This is a genomic window from Streptomyces sp. NPDC102467 (genome assembly GCF_044765445.1).
Classification (GTDB): Bacteria; Actinomycetota; Actinomycetes; order Streptomycetales; family Streptomycetaceae; genus Streptomyces.
This window is the reverse complement of sequence record NZ_JBIWKA010000004.1, coordinates 46,534-67,969: the sequence shown is the minus strand read 5'-3', so window position 1 is coordinate 67,969 and position 21,436 is coordinate 46,534. Positions and strand designations below refer to the sequence as shown.

The 21,436-nt window shown below is 71.7% G+C and carries 20 protein-coding genes and 1 riboswitch; of the genes, 7 read left to right on the top strand and 13 right to left on the bottom strand.

Translation table 11 applies throughout. The annotated features are described in order from the left end of the window. Window positions 1-88: 88 nt before the first annotated feature. Complete coding sequence (locus ACIREE_RS08870) at window positions 89-1,531, top strand: GuaB1 family IMP dehydrogenase-related protein (protein WP_404148378.1); 1,443 nt, start codon at window positions 89-91, stop codon at window positions 1,529-1,531. 28 nt (window positions 1,532-1,559) lie between these two features. On the opposite strand, the gene ACIREE_RS08865 is transcribed toward ACIREE_RS08870, so the two are convergent. The 7 genes from ACIREE_RS08865 to ACIREE_RS08835 are packed head-to-tail and all read right to left on the bottom strand — an operon-like array spanning window position 1,560 to window position 6,293. Then, window positions 1,560-1,913 carry an ATP-binding protein gene (locus ACIREE_RS08865; protein WP_404148375.1) on the bottom strand — a complete coding sequence of 118 codons (354 nt, stop codon included), beginning with the start codon at window positions 1,911-1,913 and terminating at the stop codon, window positions 1,560-1,562. 21 nt (window positions 1,914-1,934) lie between these two features. Then, window positions 1,935-2,327, bottom strand: a complete 393-nt coding sequence (locus ACIREE_RS08860) for an STAS domain-containing protein (protein ID WP_404148372.1) — start codon at window positions 2,325-2,327, stop codon at window positions 1,935-1,937. Beyond that, window positions 2,324-3,562, bottom strand: a complete 1,239-nt coding sequence (locus ACIREE_RS08855; protein ID WP_404148369.1) for a PP2C family protein-serine/threonine phosphatase — start codon at window positions 3,560-3,562, stop codon at window positions 2,324-2,326. Before ACIREE_RS08855 ends, ACIREE_RS08860 begins: the two co-directional genes overlap by 4 nt. Next, the gene (locus tag ACIREE_RS08850; RefSeq protein WP_404148366.1) at window positions 3,559-4,572 is read right to left on the bottom strand and encodes an ATP-binding protein; all 1,014 of its coding nucleotides are present in this window, start codon (window positions 4,570-4,572) and stop codon (window positions 3,559-3,561) included. Before ACIREE_RS08850 ends, ACIREE_RS08855 begins: the two co-directional genes overlap by 4 nt. Beyond that, entirely contained in the window at window positions 4,569-4,994 is a 426-nt protein-coding gene (locus ACIREE_RS08845; protein ID WP_404149367.1) for an ATP-binding protein, read from the bottom strand. Before ACIREE_RS08845 ends, ACIREE_RS08850 begins: the two co-directional genes overlap by 4 nt. A 16-nt stretch (window positions 4,995-5,010) precedes the next feature. Further along, entirely contained in the window at window positions 5,011-5,412 is a 402-nt protein-coding gene (locus ACIREE_RS08840; RefSeq protein ID WP_404148364.1) for an STAS domain-containing protein, read from the bottom strand. Beyond that, window positions 5,409-6,293 (bottom strand): STAS domain-containing protein, encoded by an 885-nt coding sequence (locus ACIREE_RS08835; RefSeq protein WP_404148361.1) that lies wholly within the window; start codon window positions 6,291-6,293, stop codon window positions 5,409-5,411. The genes ACIREE_RS08840 and ACIREE_RS08835 overlap by 4 nt, the downstream gene beginning before the upstream one ends. A gap of 454 nt (window positions 6,294-6,747) precedes the next feature. Between ACIREE_RS08835 and ACIREE_RS08830 the strand changes: the two genes are divergently transcribed. The 3 genes from ACIREE_RS08830 (at window position 6,748) to ACIREE_RS08820 (ending at window position 10,643) form a co-directional block, all read left to right on the top strand. After that, window positions 6,748-8,253, top strand: a complete 1,506-nt coding sequence (locus ACIREE_RS08830; RefSeq protein ID WP_404148359.1) for an amino acid permease — start codon at window positions 6,748-6,750, stop codon at window positions 8,251-8,253. 10 nt (window positions 8,254-8,263) lie between these two features. Next, window positions 8,264-8,716, top strand: coding sequence for an Lrp/AsnC family transcriptional regulator (locus ACIREE_RS08825; protein WP_404148356.1), 453 nt, complete (start codon window positions 8,264-8,266; stop codon window positions 8,714-8,716). Window positions 8,717-8,939: 223 nt separating this feature from the next. Continuing rightward, window positions 8,940-10,643: a flavin monoamine oxidase family protein gene (locus ACIREE_RS08820; RefSeq protein ID WP_404148353.1), complete on the top strand. Its 1,704-nt coding sequence runs from the start codon at window positions 8,940-8,942 to the stop codon at window positions 10,641-10,643. 56 nt (window positions 10,644-10,699) lie between these two features. Here ACIREE_RS08820 and ACIREE_RS08815 read toward each other — a convergent pair whose 3' ends face one another. After that, window positions 10,700-11,629, bottom strand: coding sequence for an LLM class F420-dependent oxidoreductase (locus ACIREE_RS08815; protein ID WP_404148351.1), 930 nt, complete (start codon window positions 11,627-11,629; stop codon window positions 10,700-10,702). A 94-nt stretch (window positions 11,630-11,723) separates the two neighbouring features. Continuing rightward, complete coding sequence (locus ACIREE_RS08810; RefSeq protein ID WP_404148349.1) at window positions 11,724-12,440, bottom strand: DUF5995 family protein; 717 nt, start codon at window positions 12,438-12,440, stop codon at window positions 11,724-11,726. Between the two features lie 175 nt (window positions 12,441-12,615). On the opposite strand from ACIREE_RS08810, the gene ACIREE_RS08805 reads away from it, so the two are divergent. Further along, window positions 12,616-13,746 (top strand): glycoside hydrolase family 6 protein, encoded by a 1,131-nt coding sequence (locus ACIREE_RS08805; protein ID WP_404149365.1) that lies wholly within the window; start codon window positions 12,616-12,618, stop codon window positions 13,744-13,746. Here ACIREE_RS08805 and ACIREE_RS08800 read toward each other — a convergent pair. Next, the gene (locus ACIREE_RS08800; RefSeq protein ID WP_404148347.1) at window positions 13,728-15,149 is read right to left on the bottom strand and encodes a uracil-xanthine permease family protein; all 1,422 of its coding nucleotides are present in this window, start codon (window positions 15,147-15,149) and stop codon (window positions 13,728-13,730) included. The two genes, ACIREE_RS08805 and ACIREE_RS08800, sit on opposite strands and share 19 nt — an antisense overlap. Window positions 15,150-15,366: 217 nt before the next feature. On the opposite strand from ACIREE_RS08800, the gene ACIREE_RS08795 reads away from it, so the two are divergent. Further along, window positions 15,367-16,638 (top strand): alginate lyase family protein, encoded by a 1,272-nt coding sequence (locus ACIREE_RS08795; RefSeq protein ID WP_404148344.1) that lies wholly within the window; start codon window positions 15,367-15,369, stop codon window positions 16,636-16,638. A 119-nt stretch (window positions 16,639-16,757) separates the two neighbouring features. Here the strand turns inward: ACIREE_RS08795 and ACIREE_RS08790 are convergent, their stop codons facing one another. Next, on the bottom strand, window positions 16,758-17,960 hold the full coding sequence (locus ACIREE_RS08790) for an MFS transporter (RefSeq protein ID WP_404148342.1): 1,203 nt from the start codon (window positions 17,958-17,960) through the stop codon (window positions 16,758-16,760). Window positions 17,961-18,078: 118 nt separating this feature from the next. Between ACIREE_RS08790 and ACIREE_RS08785 the strand changes: the two genes are divergently transcribed. Further along, window positions 18,079-19,263: an ROK family transcriptional regulator gene (locus ACIREE_RS08785; RefSeq protein ID WP_404148339.1), complete on the top strand. Its 1,185-nt coding sequence runs from the start codon at window positions 18,079-18,081 to the stop codon at window positions 19,261-19,263. Window positions 19,264-19,297: 34 nt separating this feature from the next. Here ACIREE_RS08785 and ACIREE_RS08780 read toward each other — a convergent pair whose 3' ends face one another. Continuing rightward, entirely contained in the window at window positions 19,298-20,044 is a 747-nt protein-coding gene (locus ACIREE_RS08780) for an SDR family oxidoreductase (RefSeq protein WP_404148337.1), read from the bottom strand. Between the two features lie 138 nt (window positions 20,045-20,182). Beyond that, window positions 20,183-21,085: an RNA polymerase sigma-70 factor gene (locus ACIREE_RS08775; RefSeq protein WP_404148334.1), complete on the bottom strand. Its 903-nt coding sequence runs from the start codon at window positions 21,083-21,085 to the stop codon at window positions 20,183-20,185. Between the two features lie 164 nt (window positions 21,086-21,249). Beyond that, window positions 21,250-21,380: riboswitch (FMN riboswitch) on the top strand. Window positions 21,381-21,436 lie beyond the last annotated feature (56 nt).

Here is a 21,436-nt window from a genome sequence, read left to right as displayed (position 1 = left end):
AGGCGCTCACGTGGGAAAATGAGGTACGTGCTTTGCGCCCGGGAGGTTCCTCCTGGGGAACCCCTTCTACCGACTGGGATGTCCGCACGTGCGTTTCCTCAATGACATCAAGCCCGCGTACGACCTGACGTACGACGACGTCTTCATGGTGCCGAGCCGGAGCGCCGTCGGCTCCCGCCAGGCCGTCGACCTGTCGTCGCCGGACGGCTCGGGCACCACGATCCCGCTGGTCGTCGCCAACATGACCGCGATCGCCGGGCGCCGCATGGCCGAGACGCTGGCCCGTCGCGGCGGACTCGTCGTCATTCCGCAGGACATCCCGATCGAGGTCGTCACCGAGGTCATCTCCTGGGTGAAGACCCGCCACCTCGTGCTCGACACCCCGATCGTCCTCGCGCCGACCCAGACGGTCGCCGACGCCCTGGCGCTGCTGCCCAAGCGCGCGCACAACGCCGGCGTGGTCGTCGACGACGAGCTGCGCCCCGTCGGTGTCGTCACCGACCGGGACCTGACCGGCGTCGACCGCTTCACGCAGCTGTCCGAGGTCATGTCCAGGGACCTGCTGCTGCTCGACGCGGACATCGACCCGCGCGACGCCTTCAACAAGCTGGACGGCGCCAACCGCCGCTACGCCCCCGCGGTCGGCAAGGACGGCAGGCTCGCCGGCATCCTGACCCGTACGGGCGCCCTGCGCGCCACGCTCTACACCCCGGCCACCGACGCGGACGGCAAGCTGCGGATCGCCGCCGCCGTCGGCATCAACGGCGACGTGGCGGGCAAGGCCAAGCAGCTGCTCGACGCGGGCGTCGACACCCTCGTCATCGACACGGCCCACGGCCACCAGGAGTCGATGATCAGCGCCATCAGGACCGTGCGCGGGCTCGACCCGCACGTCCCGATCGTGGCCGGGAACATCGTCGCCGCCGAGGGCGTGAAGGACCTGATCGAGGCCGGCGCGGACATCATCAAGGTCGGTGTCGGACCCGGCGCCATGTGCACCACGCGGATGATGACCGGCGTCGGCCGGCCGCAGTTCTCCGCCGTCATGGAGTGCGCCGCAGAGGCGAAGAAGTACGGCAAGCACGTCTGGGCCGACGGTGGCGTCCGCCACCCGCGCGACGTCGCCATGGCGCTCGCCGCCGGCGCGTCGAACGTGATGATCGGCTCCTGGTTCGCGGGCACCTACGAGTCCCCGGGCGACCTGCAGCACGATGCCAAGGGACGCGCGTACAAGGAGTCCTTCGGTATGGCCTCCGCGCGTGCCGTGAAGAACCGGACCTCGGACGAGTCCGCCTACGACCGCGCCCGCAAGGCGCTCTTCGAGGAGGGCATCTCCACCTCCCGGATGTTCCTCGACCCGGAGCGTCCGGGCGTCGAGGACCTGATCGACTCGATCATCGCGGGCGTCCGCTCGTCCTGCACGTACGCCGGTGCCAACTCGCTCGCCGAGTTCGAGGAGAAGGCCGTCGTCGGCATCCAGTCGGCCGCCGGATACGCCGAGGGCAAGCCGCTGCACGCCAGCTGGAGCTAGTCACTCGGGGCGGCGCGGGGCGGCGTAGTCAGAGGGACGGCGCCGCCCAGCCGGCCTCGATGCGTTTGCCGCCCGGCGCCGGCAGCACCGCGAGGCGCTCGGCCAGCCGCTCCACCATGTGCCAGCCGAAGCCGCCGCCACTGCCCAGGTCCGGCGCGCGCGGCACCGGCGGCCGCGGGTCGCCGTCCTCCACCGTCACCGAGAGGCCGCGCGCGTCCACGTGCAGTCGCAGACGCGCGAGGGCGCCCGCGTGCCGGGCCGCGTTGGTCACCAGCTCCGAGACGACGAGCAGCACCGCGTCGGCGTCGGCCCACGCGCAGTGCTCGGCGAGGAAGCGGGCAGCGGCGCTTCTGGCCTGTGTCCCCGTTACGGGACCGTCCACCACGATCTCCATGCGGGACAGCTACCCAGCAGCCGGATCTTCATCGCTCCGGGACGCGGTCGGTGCGCCCGGATCCAGCACCGTGTCGAGGCCCGTGATGCGGAAGATCCGCTCGACGACGGGGGAGAGGCGGCGCACGGCCAGCTCGGCGTCCCGGTCGTGCAGCGCGGTACGGGCCCGCAGCAGCACGTTGATGCCACCCGAGTCGAAGAACCGGACGCCCCACAGGTCGAGGGTGACCGTGGTGCCGGCCGGAGCTTCGAGCGCCGTCACCGAGGCGAGCAGCTCCGGCGCCGTCTCGTAGTCGAGGTCGCCGGTGAGCGTGATGACCGGGCCGGCGGGACCGTCGGTGACGGCGCGGGTCAGCGGGGCGTGCGGCCCGTCGGGTATGGACTCAGGTGCCGCGGGCGTCATCGGCTTCTCCGTACGGTCAGGGCGAGTGTGTCGTCCGGGTGCAGGATCACGGTGTGCATCTCCTCGGCCAGGGCGCCGGGAATCTCGGCGGTCGGGAGGTGCCGGTGCCGGACGGCCGCCGAGACGAGCCGGCGCTCTCCCTCGTACGGGTCGCGGCGGCTCTCGGTGAGGCCGTCCGTGTACAGCACGAGCAGGTCGCCCGGGTCGAGCTGCTCGTGCCACAGCCGGTCGCTGCCCGCCATCGGGTAGCCGATGCCCCGGCCGCGCACTTCGAGGAACCGGGTGGTGCCGTCCTCGGCCACGAGGAGGGGCGGCGGGTGGCTGCCGTTGGCGATGACGACGCGGCCCGAGACCGGGTCGATACGGACCAGCAGGACCGTCGCCATCAGCTCGCGGTCGTAGGGCAGCAGGATCTCGTCGGTGCGCGCGACGATCGTCTCCAGGGGGTGGCCCTCCAGGGCGAGCGTGCGGACGGCGTGCGTCACGTTCAGGGCGCTGCTGGTACTCGTGAGGCCGTGGCCGAGCGCGTCCACGATCGTGATGTGCACGGTGCCGTCGGGGAGCTGGAACCAGTCGTAGAGGTCGCCGCCCGTCGGTGCGTCCGTGCCCGCGGGCGCGTAGTGGATGGCCAGTTCGAGCCCGTCGACCTTCATCGGCCCGGGACGCAGCGCGTCCTCCAGTTCGCGGAGCATCTGGCCGTGGGCGCGGCGCAGTTGCTCGTCGCGCTCCTCCAACTGGACGTACAGGGCGAGGACTCCGCTGTTCGTCTCGTCCAGTTCGTGGGTGAGCCGGCGGCGGTCGGCCTCCAGGGCGTCGGCGCGGGCCACCGCGACGCGCAGTTCCTCCTCCAGGAGTTCGGTGGGGGAGGGCCCGGTGGACTCCAGCGCCGTCGGCAGCCGTTGCCCGGGCAGCGGTACGTGCCACACCGTGGTGTCCGCCTCGCGCCGCGCGGGCAGCGGCAGCGCCTCGACCGGCGCCGCCCAGGGCGTCTGCGGAGCCTGGAGGCGTACCGTCAACGCCCGCCCGTGCGCGGCCTGTTCGTGCGCGGACTCCAGCGTGACAGGCCGCCCCGCCCGCAGTTCGGACTCCGCGACGCGGGCCACGGACAGGGTCAGCCGGGTGCGCAGCTCGGCCGACAGGCGGAACGTGACCGCCAACTCCCGCACTGCCGCGCGTAGTTCGGCCGGGGAGCGATGGGTCGTGCGCTGCGCAGGCGCGGCGGCCCGATCGGTCATGAATTCCTCCTTGCCGCCCCGGTGACCAGGGCAGTCGCGTCGTCCCGAGCCGAACGGTGGCCGTGGCCGAGCGCCGCGGCCAGCAACCGGGGCGGCAGCCCCAGCAGGAACGGGGTGGCGGTGTCCGCCCAGCGCGCCGCGATGCCGTCGCTGTGCAGCACCGCCGCGCTCGTCTCGGGCATGGGCAGGGAACGCGGCAGCGGGCGCGGCATGTTCCAGCCGACCACGCCCGGCTGCCCAACGGCTCGGGACCCGACGCCGTCATGGCCGACGAGCAGCAGTCGTACGTTGCCGATCCCGCAGTGCTCCGCCGATCCGGGCCGCAGCCGCAGCAGGCCGACGGCGGCGCCGCGCCCCCCGCGCAGCGCCCGGTCCATCGCCGTGAGCAGCTCCGGCAGGGGCCGCTCCGGGCCCTCGTGGAACACCCGCACGGCGGCGGCGCTCGCCTCCGCGGCCTCGGCGCCGTGCCCGAGACCGTCCACGACGAGGGCCGTCCGGCCGCCCGGCGCGTCGGCCACGGCCGCGCTGTCCCCACACTCCTCCTCACCCCGCAGGGGCAGACAGAGCAGGCCGACATCGGCCCGCGCCGGGACTGCTCCCGGCGCGTGGAAGCGGGCGCAGATCAGCGTGCCGACACCCGGCAGGGTGCGCAGGGTCAGCTCGTCCGCGAGCCGCCGGGCCGCGCCCATGCCGGCGCCGAGGGACCCGGCCGTGCTGTATCCGTCGACCATGGACCGGTCGGGGCTCGCCATGCCGGGGCCCCGGTCGATGGCGATCACGTCGATCCCGCCGCCCTGCGGGTGGCGCTGCACGTAGACGGCGCCGCCGACCGCGTGCCGCAGCAGGTTCCCGGCGAGTTCGCTGGTGAGCACCGCGGCCCGCTCGGCGACGGTGTCGCCGAGGCCGCCCGCGCGTGCCGCGTCCCTGGCCAGCGTCGCCGCGTGGTGCACGGCGCTGGAGTGGTCGACGGCGACGTGGGCGGTCACGGCGATGTCGGTGAAGGCAGTCACCGCACCGTCCAGCGCGCCACGGTGACCGTCGTGCCGACACCGGGCCGGGTGTCGACGTCGAACTCGTCCATCAGTCGCCGGGCGCCGCCCAGGCCGTGGCCGAGACCGCTGCCCGAGGTCCAGCCGTCCGTCATCGCCGCGCCCATGTCCGGGATGCCGGGCCCCTCGTCCTTGATGACGAGGCGGATCCCGTCGGCGCCCCGCCGCTTGAGCAGCTCGACGGTCAGGGTGCCGCCCCCTCCGTGGATGTAGGCGTTGCGGGCCAGCTCGCTCGCGGCGGTCACCACCCGGGTCTGGTCGACCAGACCGAACCCGCACTCGACGGTCGCCGCGCGCACGGCGTGACGGACCGTCAGCAGGTCGTCCTCCGAGCGCACTTCGTAGTCGCGGCGGACGGCCACCTGCGACGGGCCGGGGCGCATCGTGTGCGCGGCAAGCTCATCCGACATGGTCACGGCCTGGGCCCTCCGGGGTCCGCTGCCAGCCGAGTGCGGTGAGGCCCTGCTCGGCGTTGAGCGCCGTCTCCACGCCGGTCAGCCGGATGCCCAGTTCGACCAGGGTGATCGCGACGGCGGGGCGCATGCCCGCGACGATGACCCGGGCGCCCAACAGGCGGGCCATCGTGGTCAGTTCCATCAGCGTGCGGGCCACGAACGAGTCGATGAGCTCGAGCCGGGAGATGTCGATGAGCACACCGCGGGCGCGATCGGACACGATCCGCTCGGTCAGCTCGTCGGTGAACGCGACCGCGGACCGGTCGTCCAGCTCGTTGAGCAGTCCTGTCACCAGGACATCCGCGAGCCGCAGAATGGGGACGCCCGTCGGGCGAGGGGTGTTCACCGCGGTGCCGATTCCGTCACGGTGAAGCCGACGGCCGGCTGGTCGGTCAGCCGCACCGCGTCGGCCAGCGCGTCGGCCAGCGTCGCGCGGGTCAGGATGGTGGACAGGTCGATCCCCAACTGGGCGATGGTCTGGGCGATGGGCGGCCGGATGCCGCTGATGACACAGTCCGCGCCCATCAGACGGACCGCGTTGACGGTGTGCATGAGGTGCTGGGCGACCGCCGTGTCGACGGTCAGCACACCGGTGATGTCGATGATGGCGATCTTGGCCTCGTCGTCCTGGATCGCCTGCAGCAGCGACTCCATGACGATCTGGGTGCGGGCCGTGTCCAGGGTGCCGATCAGTGGGACGGCCAGCACGTGCCGCCAGAGCCGCACGACGGGCGTGGACAGTTCCATCAGCTGGCGGCTCTGCCGCTGGATGATCTCCTCGCGCCCCTCGACGTAGGTCTCGAAGGAGAGGGCGCCGGCGGCGTCCAGCATCCGGTTGACCAGTACGGCCGCCGAGAACAGCTCGCTCGTGTCGCGGGTGGTGTGCTGTACCGCCGCGAGGAGCGCCTCCTTGAGGGAGAGGACGGCGAGCGAGGTGTCGGTGGGCGTGGCCCCGGCCCTGACCCGGCGCAGCGACAGGTTGGTCACCGTCGTACGCAGGTTGTGGTGCGACGTCACCAGTCGCCCCACCGGGGTGTCGCTGGCCAACGCCTCGGTGAGGGCGTCGATGAGCAGATGCGCCTCCTCGCGCAGCTCACTCTCGGACATGTCGGTGCCGAGGGCCGCCTGCTCCAGCTGGAGCAGGGTCCACCGGTCGGCGATCTGTGCCTCCTGGTCGCGCAGCGCCTCGAGCAGCAGATTGCGGATGTCGGTCTCGCTGGTACTCACAAGCCCCTCTCACACCATTCTTCTCGTACTTCTTCGACGGCCATGTGCATCCTGCACATGATGCACACATCGAACGTTTGTCGCCTCAACCCGAGGTTGACGCACAGCCGTCCCGTGCGGCCTGACGTACGGCCGGGGCACGGGACGGCCCCACCGTGTACCCCTGAACCTCGGAGTCAGTCCGTGTCATGGGGTGTGACCCTGAACACACGGAGCGCAACAGACGAAACGGACGCCGCAACGAACGCCCGCACAGCGGGGATCCGCGCAACGATCACCCGAGGGTGCGCAAGGTTGCTGCATTACAGCTGGGAAGCCGAGTCCTCTAGAGTCGTCCGCTGTACGTGGCACGGCGGGGGACAGCCTGCTCGGCGGTCCCCGATCGGGATGTGACCGCCGTGTGCTTTCTCACCGCGGCCGCCCCCCAACCAGGCAGCGATGAAGGAGCCAGTCCGTGCTCGATCACGGCGCACCCCAGCGCACCCCGCACGCCGAGTCCGCGCCCGCGGGCCTCGGCGCCCGTCTGATGCGCCGCAAGCCGGTGGAACGCCTGGTCGCCGAGGGTGGCCAGGGAGAGGGCGGCACGCTGCGCCGCTCGCTCGGACTCTGGCAGCTGACCATGATCAGCATCGGCGCCACGTTGGGCACCGGCATCTTCGTGGTCCTCGGCGAAGCCGTCCCGAAGGCCGGCCCCGCCGTCACCCTGTCGTTCGTCATCGCGGGCCTGACGGCCCTCTTCTCGGCCCTCTCGTACGCCGAACTGGCCGGGACCATCCCGGTCGCCGGGTCCTCCTACTCGTACGCATACGCAACGATGGGTGAGCTGATCGCCTGGATCTGCGGCTGGTGTCTGATCCTGGAGTACGGGGTGTCCGTCGCGGCCGTCGCCGTCGGCTGGGGCGAATACCTCAACGAACTGCTCGACGGCACCATCGGCGTCACGATCCCGGACGTGCTCTCCGCGCCGCCCGGCGACGGCGGCATCTTCAACCTGCCCGCGCTCATCGTGGTGCTGCTCGCCATGGTCTTCCTGCTGGGCGGCGCCAAGGAGTCGGCCCGCGCCAACACGATCATGGTCGTCGTGAAGATCGTGTCGCTGCTGCTGTTCTGCGCCATCGGCCTCAAGGGCTTCCAGTCCGGCAACTACGAGCACTTCATGCCGCTCGGCATGGCGGGCGTCAGCGCCGCCGGTGCCACGCTGTTCTTCTCCTACATCGGCTTCGACGCCGCCTCCACCGCCGGTGAGGAGGCCAAGAACCCGCAGCGCGACCTGCCGCGGGCGATCATGCTCTCGCTCGTCATCGTCACCGCGCTGTACGTCATCGTCGCCGCGGTCGCGGTAGGAGCCCGGCCCTGGAAGCAGTTCAACGACTCGGAGGCGACGCTCGCCGGGATCATGAAGGACGTGACGGGACAGTCCTTCTGGGCGACGCTGCTCGCCGCCGGCGCGGTCATCGCCATCGCGTCCGTCGTGCTGACCGTCCTCTACGGGCAGACCCGCGTCCTGTTCGCCATGGGCCGGGACGGGCTCGTGCCCAAGGTCTTCTCCAAGGTCCATCCGAAGACCGGGGCGCCGCGCGCCAACACCGTCATCGTGTCCCTGTTCTGCGGGGTGCTCGCCGCCGCCGTCCCGCTGGGCCAGCTCGCCGACGCCACGAGCATCGGCACGCTCTTCGCCTTCGCCCTGGTCAACATCGCCGTGATCGTGCTGCGCCGGACCCGGCCCGACATGAAGCGCACCTTCCGGGTGCCGCTGTCGCCGCTCTTCCCGGTCATCGGCTTCGCGCTCTGCCTCTGGATGATGGGCAGTCTGTCCGTCATCACGTGGATTGTCTTCGGTGTCTGGATGGCCGTCGGGCTCGTGTTCTACTTCTGCTACGGGGTGCGTCGCTCCCGTCTCGCCTCCCCGGCGGCCGGGGAGGCCGGAGCAGCACAGAAGTCCGGAGAAGCACAGAAGTGAACCGCCTGCCTTGCTGAACGATCTCGACGAACGCATCGTGCACGCCCTCGCCGAGGACGCCCGCCGCTCCTACTCCGACATCGGCCAGCTGGTCGGCCTGTCCGCCCCCGCCGTGAAGCGGCGCGTGGACCGGCTGCGGGCCACCGGAGCGATCACCGGTTTCACCGTGCGGGTCGACCCGGCCGCGCTCGGCTGGGAGACCGAGGGGTTCATCGAGATCTACTGCCGCCGCAACACCTCGCCGGACGCGATCCGGCGGGGCCTGGAGCGGTATCCCGAGGTGTCGGCCGCCTCCACCGTCACGGGTGACGCGGACGCCCTCGTCCAGGTCTTCGCCTCCGACATGCGGCACTTCGAGCGGGTCCTTGAGCGGATCGCGGGGGAGCCGTTCGTCGAGCGGACGAAGTCCGTGCTCGTGCTCTCCCCACTGATGCGCCGCTTCACCTCCGGCTCGCCCGTCTGACCCCGCGCAACGGATCGCCGTTTCGGCCGCGACCGGCGCAACAGATCGCACGCTGAGACGCAACAGACGTGTCTTGTCGCGCCCACCAGCGCAAACGTACCGTCGTATCGGTCGTGGGCAGCCCCTTGCGACCTCCCTGATGTACGTCGCTGAGCACAGCCATGCCGTCGTCGCCGCGAACCCGAATCCGCGTATCCGCGCATCCGCAAGGAGTCCGTACCCCATGACGTCCACGGTGCCCAACGCCGTCCAGCACACCGAAGCGCAGCCGCCGATCACCATGTTCGGTCCGGACTTCCCGTACGCGTACGACGACTTCCTCGCCCACCCGGCGGGCCTCGGGCAGATACCGGCCCCCGAGCACGGCACCGAGGTCGCCGTCATCGGCGGTGGCCTGTCCGGCATCGTCGCCGCCTACGAGCTGATGAAGATGGGCCTCAAGCCCGTCGTCTACGAGGCGGACAAGATCGGCGGCCGGCTGCGCACGGTCGGCTTCGACGGCACGCCGCCGGACGCGGCCGGGCTGAGCGCCGAGATGGGCGCGATGCGCTTCCCGCCGTCGTCGACGGCGCTGCAGCACTACATCGACCTGGTGGGCCTGCACACCCAGCCGTTCCCCAACCCCCTCTCGCCTGCGACCCCTTCGACCGTCGTCGACCTCAAGGGCGAGAGCCACTACGCCGAGACGATCGACGACCTGCCGCAGGTCTACCGCGACGTCGCGGCCGCGTGGAGCGCCTGTCTGGAGGAGGGCGCCGACTTCACCGACATGAACCAGGCGATGCGCGAGCGGGACGTGCCGCGCATCCGGGAGATCTGGTCGCAGCTCGTCGACAAGCTCGACAACCAGACCTTCTACGGGTTCCTCTGCCAGTCCGAAGCCTTCAAGTCCTTCCGGCACCGGGAGATCTTCGGCCAGGTCGGCTTCGGCACGGGCGGCTGGGACACCGACTTCCCGAACTCGATCCTGGAGATCCTGCGCGTCGTCTACACCGAGGCCGACGACCACCACCGGGGCATCGTCGGCGGCTCGCAGCAGCTGCCGCTGCGGCTGTGGGAGCGCGAGCCCGGGAAGATCGTGCACTGGGCGCCCGGCACCTCCCTCGCCTCACTGCACGCGGACCGGACGCCGCGGCCCGCGGTGACCCGGCTCGCCAGGACCGCCGGGAACCACATCACGGTCACGGACGCCGACGGGGACATCCGCACGTACCGGACCGCGATCTTCACCGCGCAGTCCTGGATGCTGCTCTCCAAGGTGGCGTGCGACGACCAGCTCTTCCCGATCGACCACTGGACGGCGATCGAGCGGACCCACTACATGGAGTCCAGCAAGCTGTTCGTGCCCGTCGACCGGCCGTTCTGGCTGGACAAGGACGAGACCACCGGCCGCGACACCATGTCGATGACGCTCACCGACCGGATGACGCGCGGCACGTACCTGCTGGACGACGGTCCGGACAAGCCCGCCGTCATCTGCCTCTCCTACACGTGGTGCGACGACAGCCTGAAGTGGCTGCCGCTCTCCGCCAACGAGCGGCTCGAAGTCATGCTCAAGTCGCTCGGCGAGATCTATCCCAAGGTCGACATCCGGGGGCACATCATCGGCAACCCGGTGACCGTGTCCTGGGAGAACGAGCCCTACTTCATGGGCGCGTTCAAGGCGAACCTGCCGGGGCACTACCGCTACCAGCGGCGCCTGTTCACCCACTTCATGCAGGACCGGCTGCCCGCGGACCGGCGCGGCATCTTCCTCGCCGGTGACGACATCTCGTGGACGGCCGGCTGGGCCGAGGGCGCCGTGCAGACCGCGCTCAACGCCGTGTGGGGCGTGATGCACCACCTGGGCGGCGCCACGGACGCGACCAACCCGGGACCGGGCGACCTGTACGACGAGATCGCACCGGTGGAGCTGCCGGAGGACTAGATCTCTGGATCTCTGGACCTCGGATCTCTGGACCTCGGATCTCTGGATCCGGATCTCTAGATCCCGGCTGCCCGCGCCTTCTCGTAGACCTCCGTCGCCACGTCCTTGAGTTCCTGGGCGTCGCGGAGACCGCCCTGGAGCTCGATGAGGATCTCCTCCAGACCCACCTCGTCGTGCGCGACCAGGTCCTCGACGATCTGGTCCGTGCTGCCCTGGAACGGCCGGCGGTCGTCGGCCGTGTAGGCCTCGGGCGTATAGAGCGCGTTGGCCCGCAGCACGCTCTGCAACGGGGCCGTGCGGCCCCGCTCCTGCGCGAGGGCCCGCAGCTCGTCCCACTGCTTCTTGAGCGGCCCTGCGCCCATGGCCGCGGGCATCCAGCCGTCCGCGCGGTCGACCAGTCGGCGCGCGGCCTTCGCACTGTTCGCCGGGAGCAGGATCGGGACGGGGCGGGCCGGCTTGGGCCCGACGGCGGACGGGGCGATGCGCGTCAACTCACCCTCGTACGCCACCGGGTCGGGGCCCCACACCGCGCGGCACACGTCGATCAGCTCGTCCAGGACCTGGCCGCGCCGCTCGAACGGGGCCACGGAGGCCGCCGCGTACTCGTCGTGGGACCAGCCGGTACCGAGACCGGCGACGACCCGGCCGCCGCTCGCCGCGTCCAACGTGGCGAGGGTACGGGCCAGTTGGAAGGGGACGTGCAGCGGCGCCACCAGGACGCTGGTGCCGAGCCGGGCGCGGGAGGTGGCCGCCGCGGCGAGCGTGAGCGAGACGAGCGGGTCGGCGACCGAGCGGTACCGCTCCGGCCAGGGGAGACCCGGGATCCCGTAGAGCCCCTGCCGGGCGGGCTCGGGGAACAGGATGCGCTCGAAGACCCAGAGGCTCTCGTACCCCGTCGCCTCCGCCGCGCGCGCCACGTCGGGGATGTCCCGGCCGATGTCGTACTGCTTCATCTGCGGGAGGCCGAGACCGAGTCGGGTCGCCATACCGTGCTCCTTCGTCGCATGCGCAGCGGGTGTCCGCACGGTTCAACGTGCGGGGATCACCCGAGAGTTCCGTGCCCGTCGGGGCGGGCGGCTCTCAGTCGGGCAGCGGGGTGAGCAGCATGCGCCCCACCAGGCCCACCGAGGTGTCCAGACGCTGCCTGAACTCGGCCTCCAGGCACGGGAGGTCACGCAGCGCCCACAGCGCGCGGGCCGCCCCCCACGCGGCGTCGCGGGCCCGCTCCAGACTCCACGAGCCGAGCAGATGCGTGAGCGGATCGGCGACCTGGAGGAGATCGGGGCCCGGCATCAGCTCTTCGCGGATGTGCTCCTCCAGCGTGACGAGGATGTCGCCCACGCGCTCGAACTCGTCCTCCAGTACGCCCGGTTCGCAGCCGAGCGTACGACAGGCGTCCACCACGGCCAGCGCCAGATCGTGGCCGATGTGCGCGTTGATGCCCGCGAGCGCGAACTGCAGGGGACGTACGCCGGGATGGCGGCGGAACTGGAACAGCGGGCGCCAGCACGCGGGTCCGCGGACCCCGAGCGATGCCGCGTCGACCGCCGTGAGGTACCGCTCCGCGAAGCGGACGTCCAGCGTGATCGCGGCGGTCCGGTCCAGGAAGCCGCCCGCCGCACCGCCGTCGATGGCCCGGTCGACCGCCTCCGTGACGGAGAGGTAGACGCGGTTGAAGACCGCCACACCGTCCCGGGGCGGCAGGTCGAGGGCGAGGGCGCGCATCCGCGCGAGCACCGCGTCGACCCCGGGTGAGGCGGGCGTGTGAGTCACTGCGATCCGTTCCGACTGCGCCATGGACGAAGGGTCGCAGCCGTAGGCTGACGCGGGTGTCGGCTGGCCCGGGGCTTCCCCAGAACGAGCGAACGGCCGGCCCGGGGAGCGCGACAAGAGGGGACGGCCGGTGTCAGGTTCACGTGCGCGCCAGCTCGCCGAGCGGCGAAGCGCCGCGGCCCGCCGGGGGCGCGGCGCGATGGTCGCCGCGGCCTCCGCCGTGGTCGCCGTCGGGACGGTCGCGGGCCTGGTGTCCGCGTTCGGCGACGGCCCCGACGGCGGTGACGAGGCGCGGCCCAGGGTCAGTGAGTCGCCGGTCATGCGGCCGTTGCCCGCCGTGTCGAGCGCGGGCCCGAGCCCGAGCACGAACGCACCCTCACCGGCGCGGAGTTCACCGCGACCGGAACCCGTGAAGTCGGCGCCCACCCGGTCGGGTCCGTCGAGCGGGGCCCCGGTGGCACCCGCCTCGACCCGGCTGTACAGCCATGGCGAGTCGCAGGTCCTGGAGTGGGTGCGGGCCCACCGCTCCGACCCGCGCCGCGCCCTCATCGAGTCCCGGATAGCGGACCGTCCGGCGGCCGTCTGGTTCGCCGACTTCCACCCGGACACCATCACGGGCCGGGTGCGGGCCGTGACCTCCGGGGCGAGGAGCGCGGGACAGGTCCCGGTGGTCGTGCCCTACGCGATCCCCCAGCGCGACTGCGGGGGCGCCTCCGACGGCGGGGCCCCGGACCGGGGCGCGTACGACGACTGGATCGACCGGTTCGCGGCGGGGCTCGGCTCCCGCGAGGTCATCGTGATCCTGGAGCCGGACGCCGTGTCGGAGACGGAGTGTCTGAGCGAGGCGCAACGGGCGGACCGGTACGCGGCATTGGCGCGCGCGGGGCGGGTCATGAAGGCGGTGAATCCGCGGGCGCGCGTCTACTACGACGCCGGGCACTCCGACTGGAACCCGATCGGCACCCAGGCCGCGCGGCTGCGGCAGGCGGGCGCGGCGTCGGCCGCCTCGTCCGACGGGATCTTCACCAACGTCTCGAACTTCAACTGGACCTCGGACGAGAGCGCGTACGCGCGCGGTGTCCTCGCGGCCATGGGCGGGCCGAGCGGTCTCGGCGCCGTCATCGACACCAGCCGCAACGGCAACGGCGCGCCGGCGAACGGTGCCTGGTGCGATCCGGAGGGCCGGAAACTGGGGCAGGCGCCGACTCTGCGGACCGGTCGGTCCGCGATCGACGCCTACCTGTGGGTGAAGCTTCCGGGCGAGTCCGACGGCTGCAAGGGCGAGGCCGGCACGTTCACGCCCGACTACGCCTACGAACTGGCCGACTGACCCGCGCGCTTGTCGCCGGCTTCGGTGTCGCCGTTCTCGTCGTAGGTCGACGTGCCCGAATCCAGCAGGGGCTCCTGCGACTTGAGGTGCGCGGGTGCCATGGCGCGCAGCGCGTGATAGCCGGTGATCACGACGATCGTGCCGAGGGCGATACCGCTGAGGGAGAAGGTGTCGGTGAACTTCAGGGAGACGTTGCCGACGCCGATGATGATGCCCGCGGCGGCCGGCACCAGGTTCAGCGGGTTGCGCAGATCCACCTTGGCGTTGATCCAGATCTGCGCGCCGAGCAGGCCGATCATGCCGTAGAGAATGACGGTGATGCCGCCGAGCACACCGCCAGGGATGGCCGCGACGATCGCGCCGAACTTGGGGCACAGGCCGAAGAGGAGAGCGAATCCGGCCGCGGCCCAGTAGGCCGCCGTCGAGTAGACGCGGGTCGCGGCCATGACGCCGATGTTCTCGGAGTACGTGGTGTTGGGCGGGCCGCCGACGGCGGTGGAGAGCATCGAGGCGGCGCCGTCCGCCGAGATCGCGGTGCCGAGCTTGTCGTCGAGGTTGTCACCGGTCATCTCGCCCACGGCCTTGACGTGCCCGGCGTTCTCCGCGATCAGGGCGATGACCACGGGCAGCGCGACGAGGATCGCGGACCACTGGAAGGACGGCGCGTGGAAGGAGGGCAGGCCGACCCAGTCCGCCTTGCCGACGGCGGAGAGGTCGAGGCGCCAGTGGTCGACGGCCGCTGTGCCGCCGTTCACCGAGTGGATCCTGCCGAAGATCCGGTCGAAGACCCAGGAGATGCCGTAGCCGAAGAGCAGGCCGAGGAAGATCGCGACGCGCGACCAGAATCCGCGCAGGCACACCACGGCCAATCCGGTGAACAGCATCACGAGGAGCGCCGTCCACTGGTCGGTGGGCCAGTACGTGGAGGCCGTGACCGGCGCCAGGTTGAAGCCGATCAGCATGACGACCGCGCCGGTGACGATCGGCGGCATCGCGGCGTGAATGATCCGCGCCCCGATTTTCTGCACCGCGACACCCACGAGGAACAGCACGGCACCGACGACGAGGACGGCGCCGGTCACCGTGGCGCTGGAGCCGCCCTGGGCCCGGATCACGGCCGCGACGCCCACGAAGGAGAGCGAACAGCCGAGGTAGCTGGGCACCCGGCCGCGCGTCGAGAGCAGGAAGATCACCGTCGCGACGCCGGACATCATGATCGCGAGGTTCGGGTCGAGCCCCATCAGGACCGGCGCGACGAACGAGGCGCCGAACATGGCGACCACGTGCTGGGCGCCGAGTCCGATCGTGCGCGGCCACGACAGCCGCTCGTCGGGGCGGACGACGGCTCCGGGAGCCGGGGTGCGCCCGTCGCCGTGCAGTTTCCAGCGCACGCCGAGGTCCATGTGAGTTCTGCTTTCTGTGGCTCGAAACGATCGCTTCATGTTAGAGGCACGTAAGTGCGAGGACCGGCCGCCCTCCTTCTCCGGCCCTTTTCTCGTGTGCCGCACTTCTTGTTGAGGAGAGGTCGGAGGTCTACTCTCAGGCGCACTTATCCGTGAACATCGTTCAGATACATGACCTAGCACATGACCTAGTACATGGTCTGAATGGAGCCCTGTGATGCGTGCAAGACCTCGGATGCGCTTCGGCGCCCTCGTCGTGGCCGCGGCCGCTCTGACCGCCGTCCTGATACCGACCGCGGACGCCGCCCCCCGCGACGCGGCCCCCAGAACCGCCGTCCTGGACGGCAAGCGCCTTCAGCAGACCAAGCTCCGCCTGGCCCACGGAGACCGCCAACTGAGGCGCTCCCTCAAGGACTTGACAGCACGCGCCGACGGCTGGCTGGACCAGGGGCCGTGGACCGTCGTCGACAAGCCGAAGCCCGCACCGGGCGGCGACGTCCACGACTACCTGAGCCAGGCCCCGTACTGGTGGCCTTCCACCAGCCCCACCGCGGACAACCCGTGGGGCTGCCCCTACGTGCAGCGCGACGGGGAACGCAACCCCGAGGTCGACACCGGCACCGACCGGCAGGACGTCGAGAAGGTCTTCGACTCCACCTACGACCTCGCTCTCGCCTGGTACTACACGGGCCAGAAGCGGTACGCCGAAAAGGCCGGGCAGGTCCTGCGCACCTGGTTCCTCGACGCGGGCACGAAGATGAACCCGAACCTGGACCACGCCCAGTTCATCCCCTGCAAGTACGACGGCCGCGCCATCGGCATCATCGACTTCTCGCAGTCGTACACGAGCGTCGTCGACGCCGTCGCCCTCCTCGCCACCGGCGCCCCCGGCTGGTCGAGGACCGACCGCGCGGGCATGGGGAAGTGGAACAAGGACTTCCTCGGCTGGCTCGTGCACAGCGACTTCGGCAAGCAGGAAGGCGCCGCCGACAACAACCACGGCACCTTCTACGACATGCAGGTCGCCGCCCTCGCCTACGCGACCGGCGACACGGACCTCGCGCGCCGTACCGTCCTCGATGCCCGTGGCAAGCGCGTCGACTCGCAGATCGCGGGTGACGGCACCCAGCCGCAGGAGCTGGCCCGCACCCGCAGCTGGCACTACTCGACCTTCGACCTGGTCGCCTACACCCGGCTCGCCGCCATCGGGCGCCACGTCGGCGTCGATCTGTGGGGGTACCGAGGCCCCGACGGGCAGAGCCTGTTCAAGGCCGTGGACGTGCTGCTGCCCGCGGCGACGGGAGCGAGCGCCTGGCCCTACCCGGAGCTGGAGTTCCACCGCTTCGCGGCGAGCGACGTCGTCCGGGCCGCGGCCGACGCGGGGGACGCGGCCGCGCGCAGGGCCGTTCCGAAGCTGGAAGCGCCGCCCGGCGGCGATCTGTGGACGCTGCGGCCCGCGGCCGAGCAATTGGACTCGATCGCGGGGTGAGCAGTCTCCGCGGCGTCACGACGGGCTGGGGCACGTACGAGGTGCGGGTCCCGCCCGGCTGCAGCGCACCACCGGTTCCGCATGGGGGAGCCGGTGGTGCGCTGACGCCCGGCAGGGTTTCAGTTCGTGCGGGCCACGGCCGCGTCCGGTTCCGCCGCCCGCGTGCGGTCGGCGCCGCGCAGCACTCCCGCGAACAGCATCAGCCCGCAGGTCAACGCCGTCACCAGGCCGAACGACACCACCAGGCTCGTCGCGTCGGCGACCGTGCCGATGGCCGACGGCGCGATCAGGCCCGAGGTGTAGGTGATCGTGGCGACGCCCGCGATGGCCTGGCTCGGATTCGGGCCGCTGCGCCCCGCCGCCGCGAAGGCGAGCGGCACGACGACCGCGATGCCGAGGCCCAGCAGACCGAACCCGGCCATCGCGACCGGCGGATTCGGGGCCAGGACCACGAGCAGCGCGCCGAGCGTGGCCACGATCCCGCTCAGCCGTACGGTGCGCACCGCGCCGAACCGGTCCACCACGGCGTCCCCGGCGATCCGTGCCACGGCCATGGTGAGCGTGAACGCCGTGGTGCAGGCGGCCGCGAGCCCTGCCGAGGTGTCCAGCACGTCCCGCAGATACACCGCCGACCAGTCCAGGCTCGCGCCCTCCGCGAAGACGGCGCAGAACCCGACCGCGCCGATGAGCAGGGCCGACTTCGGCGGCAGCGTGAACCGCGGCGGCGGCTCCTCGTCCTCCCCCGGACGCAGGTCGAGCACCCATCGGCAGGCGACGAGCCCGGCCGCGGTCAGTACCGCCGCGGCCAGCAGGTGATGCAGCCGGGCATCGGCCCCTATGTGCGCGGCGAGCGTGCCGCCCGCCGAGCCGATGAGCGCGCCCGCGCTCCACATACCGTGCAGCCCCGACATGATCGATTTGTCGAGGCGGGTCTCGACCTCCACCCCGAGCGCGTTCATCGCCACGTCCGACATGCCGGCCGTGGCGCCGTAGACGCAGAGCACCGCGCAGAGCGTGAGCAGATTCGGGGCGAGCGAGGGCAGGACGAGGGCGAGCGTCCACAGGGCGAGCAGTCCGCGCAGCGCCGTCCGCGCGCCGAACCGGTGGCTCAGCCGGCCGGCCAGCGGCATCGCCACGGAGGCGCCGATCGCGGGGAAGGCGAGCGCCAGGCCGAGCTGGCCCGCGCTCACGCCCGCGTGCTCCTGGATCCATGGGACGCGGGTCGCGAACGAGCCGGTCACCGCCCCGTGGACGCAGAACACGGTCGCGACGGCGTAGCGCGCCCGTTTCAACTCCCTTGGCGCATACGTCACTTCACTCATCCCGCGAGCCCCTCCCAGTACGGTCCCCATGCGCGTCCCACCGGTATCCCCAGGGCGCCGCCGTAAACTATCAGGAACCCTGCCTGATAGTTACCCCGTTTCGGCGTAGGATCCGGCCATGCCCGCATCACCGAGGACCGCCCGAGCCATCAACGACCGGCTCGCGCTGCGCTTCCTGCAGGACGAAGGCCCGCTGACCGCAGGGCAGTTGAAGGACCTCACCGGCCTGTCCCGGCCCTCCGTCGCCGACCTCGTCGAGCGCCTCACCGCCTCCGGGTTCGTCGAGGTCGTCGGGGAGGCCGGTGCCCAGCGGCGCGGCCCGAACGCCCGGCTCTACGGGATCGTCGCCGACCGCGCGCACCTCGCCTCGCTCGACGTGCGCACCGAAGGTGTCCGCCTGGTCGTCGCCGACCTGCTCGGCACGGTGCTCGCGCAGGCGGAGCTGCCTGTCGAGGAGGGCGAGGAGACGGGCGCCGCCGTCGAGCGCGCGGTCGCCTTCCTGGAACGGACGGCGAAGGAGGCCGGCGCCGGGCACCTGCACACCGTGGGCGTGGGCGCCCCCGGCCTGATCGACCCGGTGTCCGGGGAACTGCGCAACTCCACCGGCCTGCCGGAGTGGCACAGGCGGCTTGTCCCGGCGCTCCAGGAGCGGCTCACGGCACGGGTGCTGGTGGAGAACGAGACGAACCTCGCGGCCCTCGCCGAGCAGCGCGACGGCGCCACCCGGGACCGGGACACCTTTGTACTGCTCTGGCTCGGGCTCGGCGTCGGGGCGGCCGTCGTGCTGGACGGAAAGCTGCGGCGCGGCGCCTCCGGCGGAACCGGGGAGGTCGGGTTCCTGCCGGTGCCGGGCACGGCCGGGCTGCCCTCCGCCACCGGGTGCGACGGGGGTTTCCACTCCCTCACCGGGTCGCGGGCCATCCTCGAACTGGCCGTCGAGCACGGGCTCGTGGGGCGCGGGCAGCCGGTGGAGCGGGCGGCCGACGTGGTGCGCGACGCCGTGGCATCCGGTGCGGACCCCTTCCTGGACGCCCTGGCCGACCGGGTGGTCCTTGGCGCCGCTGCCGTGGTGGCGGTGCTCGACCCCGGCTGCGTGGTGCTGGCCGGGGAGGTCGGGCGGGCCGGGGGCGATGTGCTGGCCCGCCGGGTCGCGGAGCGGCTGGCCGCGATGTCACCGCTCGCGACGGAGGTGCGGGCCGGTGCGCTCGGCGGCGGTGCGGTGCTGCGCGGGGCGCTGCTGATGGCGCGCGAAGCGGCGCAGGAGGACGTGTTCGGGGCGGGGGGACGGGCACCCGCCGCATAGCGGGCGCCCGGTCCCGGCCGAACGGCACCCCGGATCAGCGTGCGACGCGCTCTTCCTTCACGTACTCCTCGAACGTGCGCCTGCCCACCGCTTGTTGAGGCGCGAGGTGCCCGCCCGAGCGGAACGCGCGATACGTCTTCCCCGCCAGCGGGACGCTGAGCACCGGTCGGCGTCTGCCCTCCGCGCGCAGATACGCGCGGGCCAGCTCCGGGAACGTAAGGACCTCGGGACCGCCCATGTCGGCCACCCGCCCGGCTGGGGCCTCGAGCGCCAACTCGGCGAGCCGGTCCGCCACTTCGGCCACCTCGATCGGCTGGTCGTCGACGCCCGCGGGGAGCAGCATCACGGGAAGCCTCGCGAAGCCGCGCAGCATCGTGCGGACGAGGTCGTGGAACTGCGTAGTGCGCAGCACCGTCCAGCCGAGCCCGGACTCCTCGATCAGCCGCTCCACCGCGTGCTTCGTCTTGTAGTAGCCGAACGGCACCCGGTCCACGCCGACGATCGAGATGTAGACGAGGTGCGGGACCTGCGCCCGGCGCGCGGCCTCGATCAGATTCCGCGCCGCCCGCTCGTCACCGCCCTTCGGTGTCGACGCGCAGTGCACGATCACGTCCACCCCGTCGACCGCCCGGCCCAGGGTGGGCCCGCCTTCCCGCAGGTCCACGGCGTACGGCTCGGCGTGCCTGCTCAAGCCCCGCACCTCGTGCCCGTCTCCGCGCAGCCGCTCGGTGACGAGCCGGCCGAGCGTTCCGGTACCGCCGGTCACCAGGATCGTGGTCACCGCGCATCAGCTCCTTCGGACGCGGGGCGCTCCCCGATGGAGCGCCCGTCGTCAACGGAGAACCGACGGGGCCCCACGAATGTGACAGCCGCGGAGAACTGTTCTCAGAATCCAGACTCCAGGGCGCAGACCCCGGATTCAGGCGGATGCCAGCTGTCGGCCCACGAACCCCAGTTTGTCCGGATTCAGGACGGCCCGCGCGGTCACGATGGCGCCCTCGCGCACATCGAACGAGACGATCGCGAAGACCCCCTCTTCGCCCCGGGCGACCAGCGCGGCCGCCCCGTTGACCTCGGCCGTCGTGAATTCCAGGCCCGCCGCGAACCGCTCCCGGGTGCCGACCAGGAACCGCAGGACCTTCTCGCGTCCCTCGACGGGCCGGCGCGCGGCCGAGACCTTGCCGCCCCCGTCGCCCCACCAGCTCACATCGGCGGCCAGAGTCTTCTCCAGGGCCGTCAGATCACCGGCCCTCGCGGCCTCGACGAACGCCTCCACCAGCTCGCGGTGCACCCGCCCGGACGGTTCGAAGCGGCCGTCCGGCGACGCGATACGGGCGGCGGCCCGCCGGTACAGCTGACGACAGTTGGCCTCGCCGAGGTCGAGCACCCCGGCGATCTCCCGGTAGCGGTACGCGAACGCCTCCCGCAGCACATAGACCGCCCGTTCCGTCGGCGTCAGCCGCTCCAGGAGCAGCAGCAGGGCGCACGACACGGAGTCGCGGCGCTCGGCGGACTCCAGCGGGCCGAGCGTGCCGTCCGAGGTGAGGACGGGTTCGGGCAGCCAGGGGCCCGCGTACTGCTCGCGCCGGACGCGGGCCGAGGTGAGACGGTTGAGGCAGAGGTTCGTGACGACCTTGGCGAGCCAGGCACCCAGGTGCCCGATCGATCCCGGCTCGGTGGCGCTCAGCCGCAGATACGCGTCCTGCACCGTGTCCTGCGCCTCCTCGGCGGAACCGAGCATCCGATAGGCGAGCCCGAACATCCGCGGACGGTGGCTCTCGAACTCCTCGGCCGTCGGACCGGGACCTGGCGAAGTCGTCACGTGCTCAGCTTGGCAGAGCGGGTCGTCGGCCCTGCGCCCACCGGTCGGGCCGGCGCTTATTCCCTACTACCGGGGAAAACCATCGGCGGGGCCTGTGAGTCAGCCCACAACATTCCCCCGCATGCGTGTCGGGCGGACGTGGCAGACTGGACGTGTACCAGAAGCAGCGCACTCCGGGGTCGGTGAAAGTCCGAACCGGCGGTTACAGTCCGCGACCCGGTCACTTCCAGTGGCCGGTTGACCAGGTGAAATTCCTGGACCGACGGTTAAAGTCCGGATGGGAGGCAGTGCGCGGCGGGCGGGCACCTCACGGTGCGCGTCGCCGTCTGTTTCGGGTGTCGTCCGCCACAG

What these genes read in the sequence shown, in the direction of transcription:
- ACIREE_RS08790 (WP_404148342.1), bottom strand. Translation starts at nt 17,960, where the DNA reads ATGAGTGAAGTGACGTATGCGCCAAGGGAGTTGAAACGGGCGCGCTAC.
- ACIREE_RS08815 (WP_404148351.1), bottom strand. Translation starts at nt 11,629, where the DNA reads ATGGCGACCCGACTCGGTCTCGGCCTCCCGCAGATGAAGCAGTACGAC.
- ACIREE_RS08810 (WP_404148349.1), bottom strand. Translation starts at nt 12,440, where the DNA reads ATGGCGCAGTCGGAACGGATCGCAGTGACTCACACGCCCGCCTCACCC.
- ACIREE_RS08855 (WP_404148369.1), bottom strand. Translation starts at nt 3,562, where the DNA reads ATGACCGATCGGGCCGCCGCGCCTGCGCAGCGCACGACCCATCGCTCC.
- ACIREE_RS08805 (WP_404149365.1), top strand. Translation starts at nt 12,616, where the DNA reads ATGGTCGCCGCGGCCTCCGCCGTGGTCGCCGTCGGGACGGTCGCGGGC.
- ACIREE_RS08860 (WP_404148372.1), bottom strand. Translation starts at nt 2,327, where the DNA reads ATGACGCCCGCGGCACCTGAGTCCATACCCGACGGGCCGCACGCCCCG.
- ACIREE_RS08795 (WP_404148344.1), top strand. Translation starts at nt 15,367, where the DNA reads ATGCGTGCAAGACCTCGGATGCGCTTCGGCGCCCTCGTCGTGGCCGCG.
- ACIREE_RS08800 (WP_404148347.1), bottom strand. Translation starts at nt 15,149, where the DNA reads ATGGACCTCGGCGTGCGCTGGAAACTGCACGGCGACGGGCGCACCCCG.
- ACIREE_RS08820 (WP_404148353.1), top strand. Translation starts at nt 8,940, where the DNA reads ATGACGTCCACGGTGCCCAACGCCGTCCAGCACACCGAAGCGCAGCCG.
- ACIREE_RS08845 (WP_404149367.1), bottom strand. Translation starts at nt 4,994, where the DNA reads ATGCGCCCCGGCCCGTCGCAGGTGGCCGTCCGCCGCGACTACGAAGTG.
- ACIREE_RS08785 (WP_404148339.1), top strand. Translation starts at nt 18,079, where the DNA reads ATGCCCGCATCACCGAGGACCGCCCGAGCCATCAACGACCGGCTCGCG.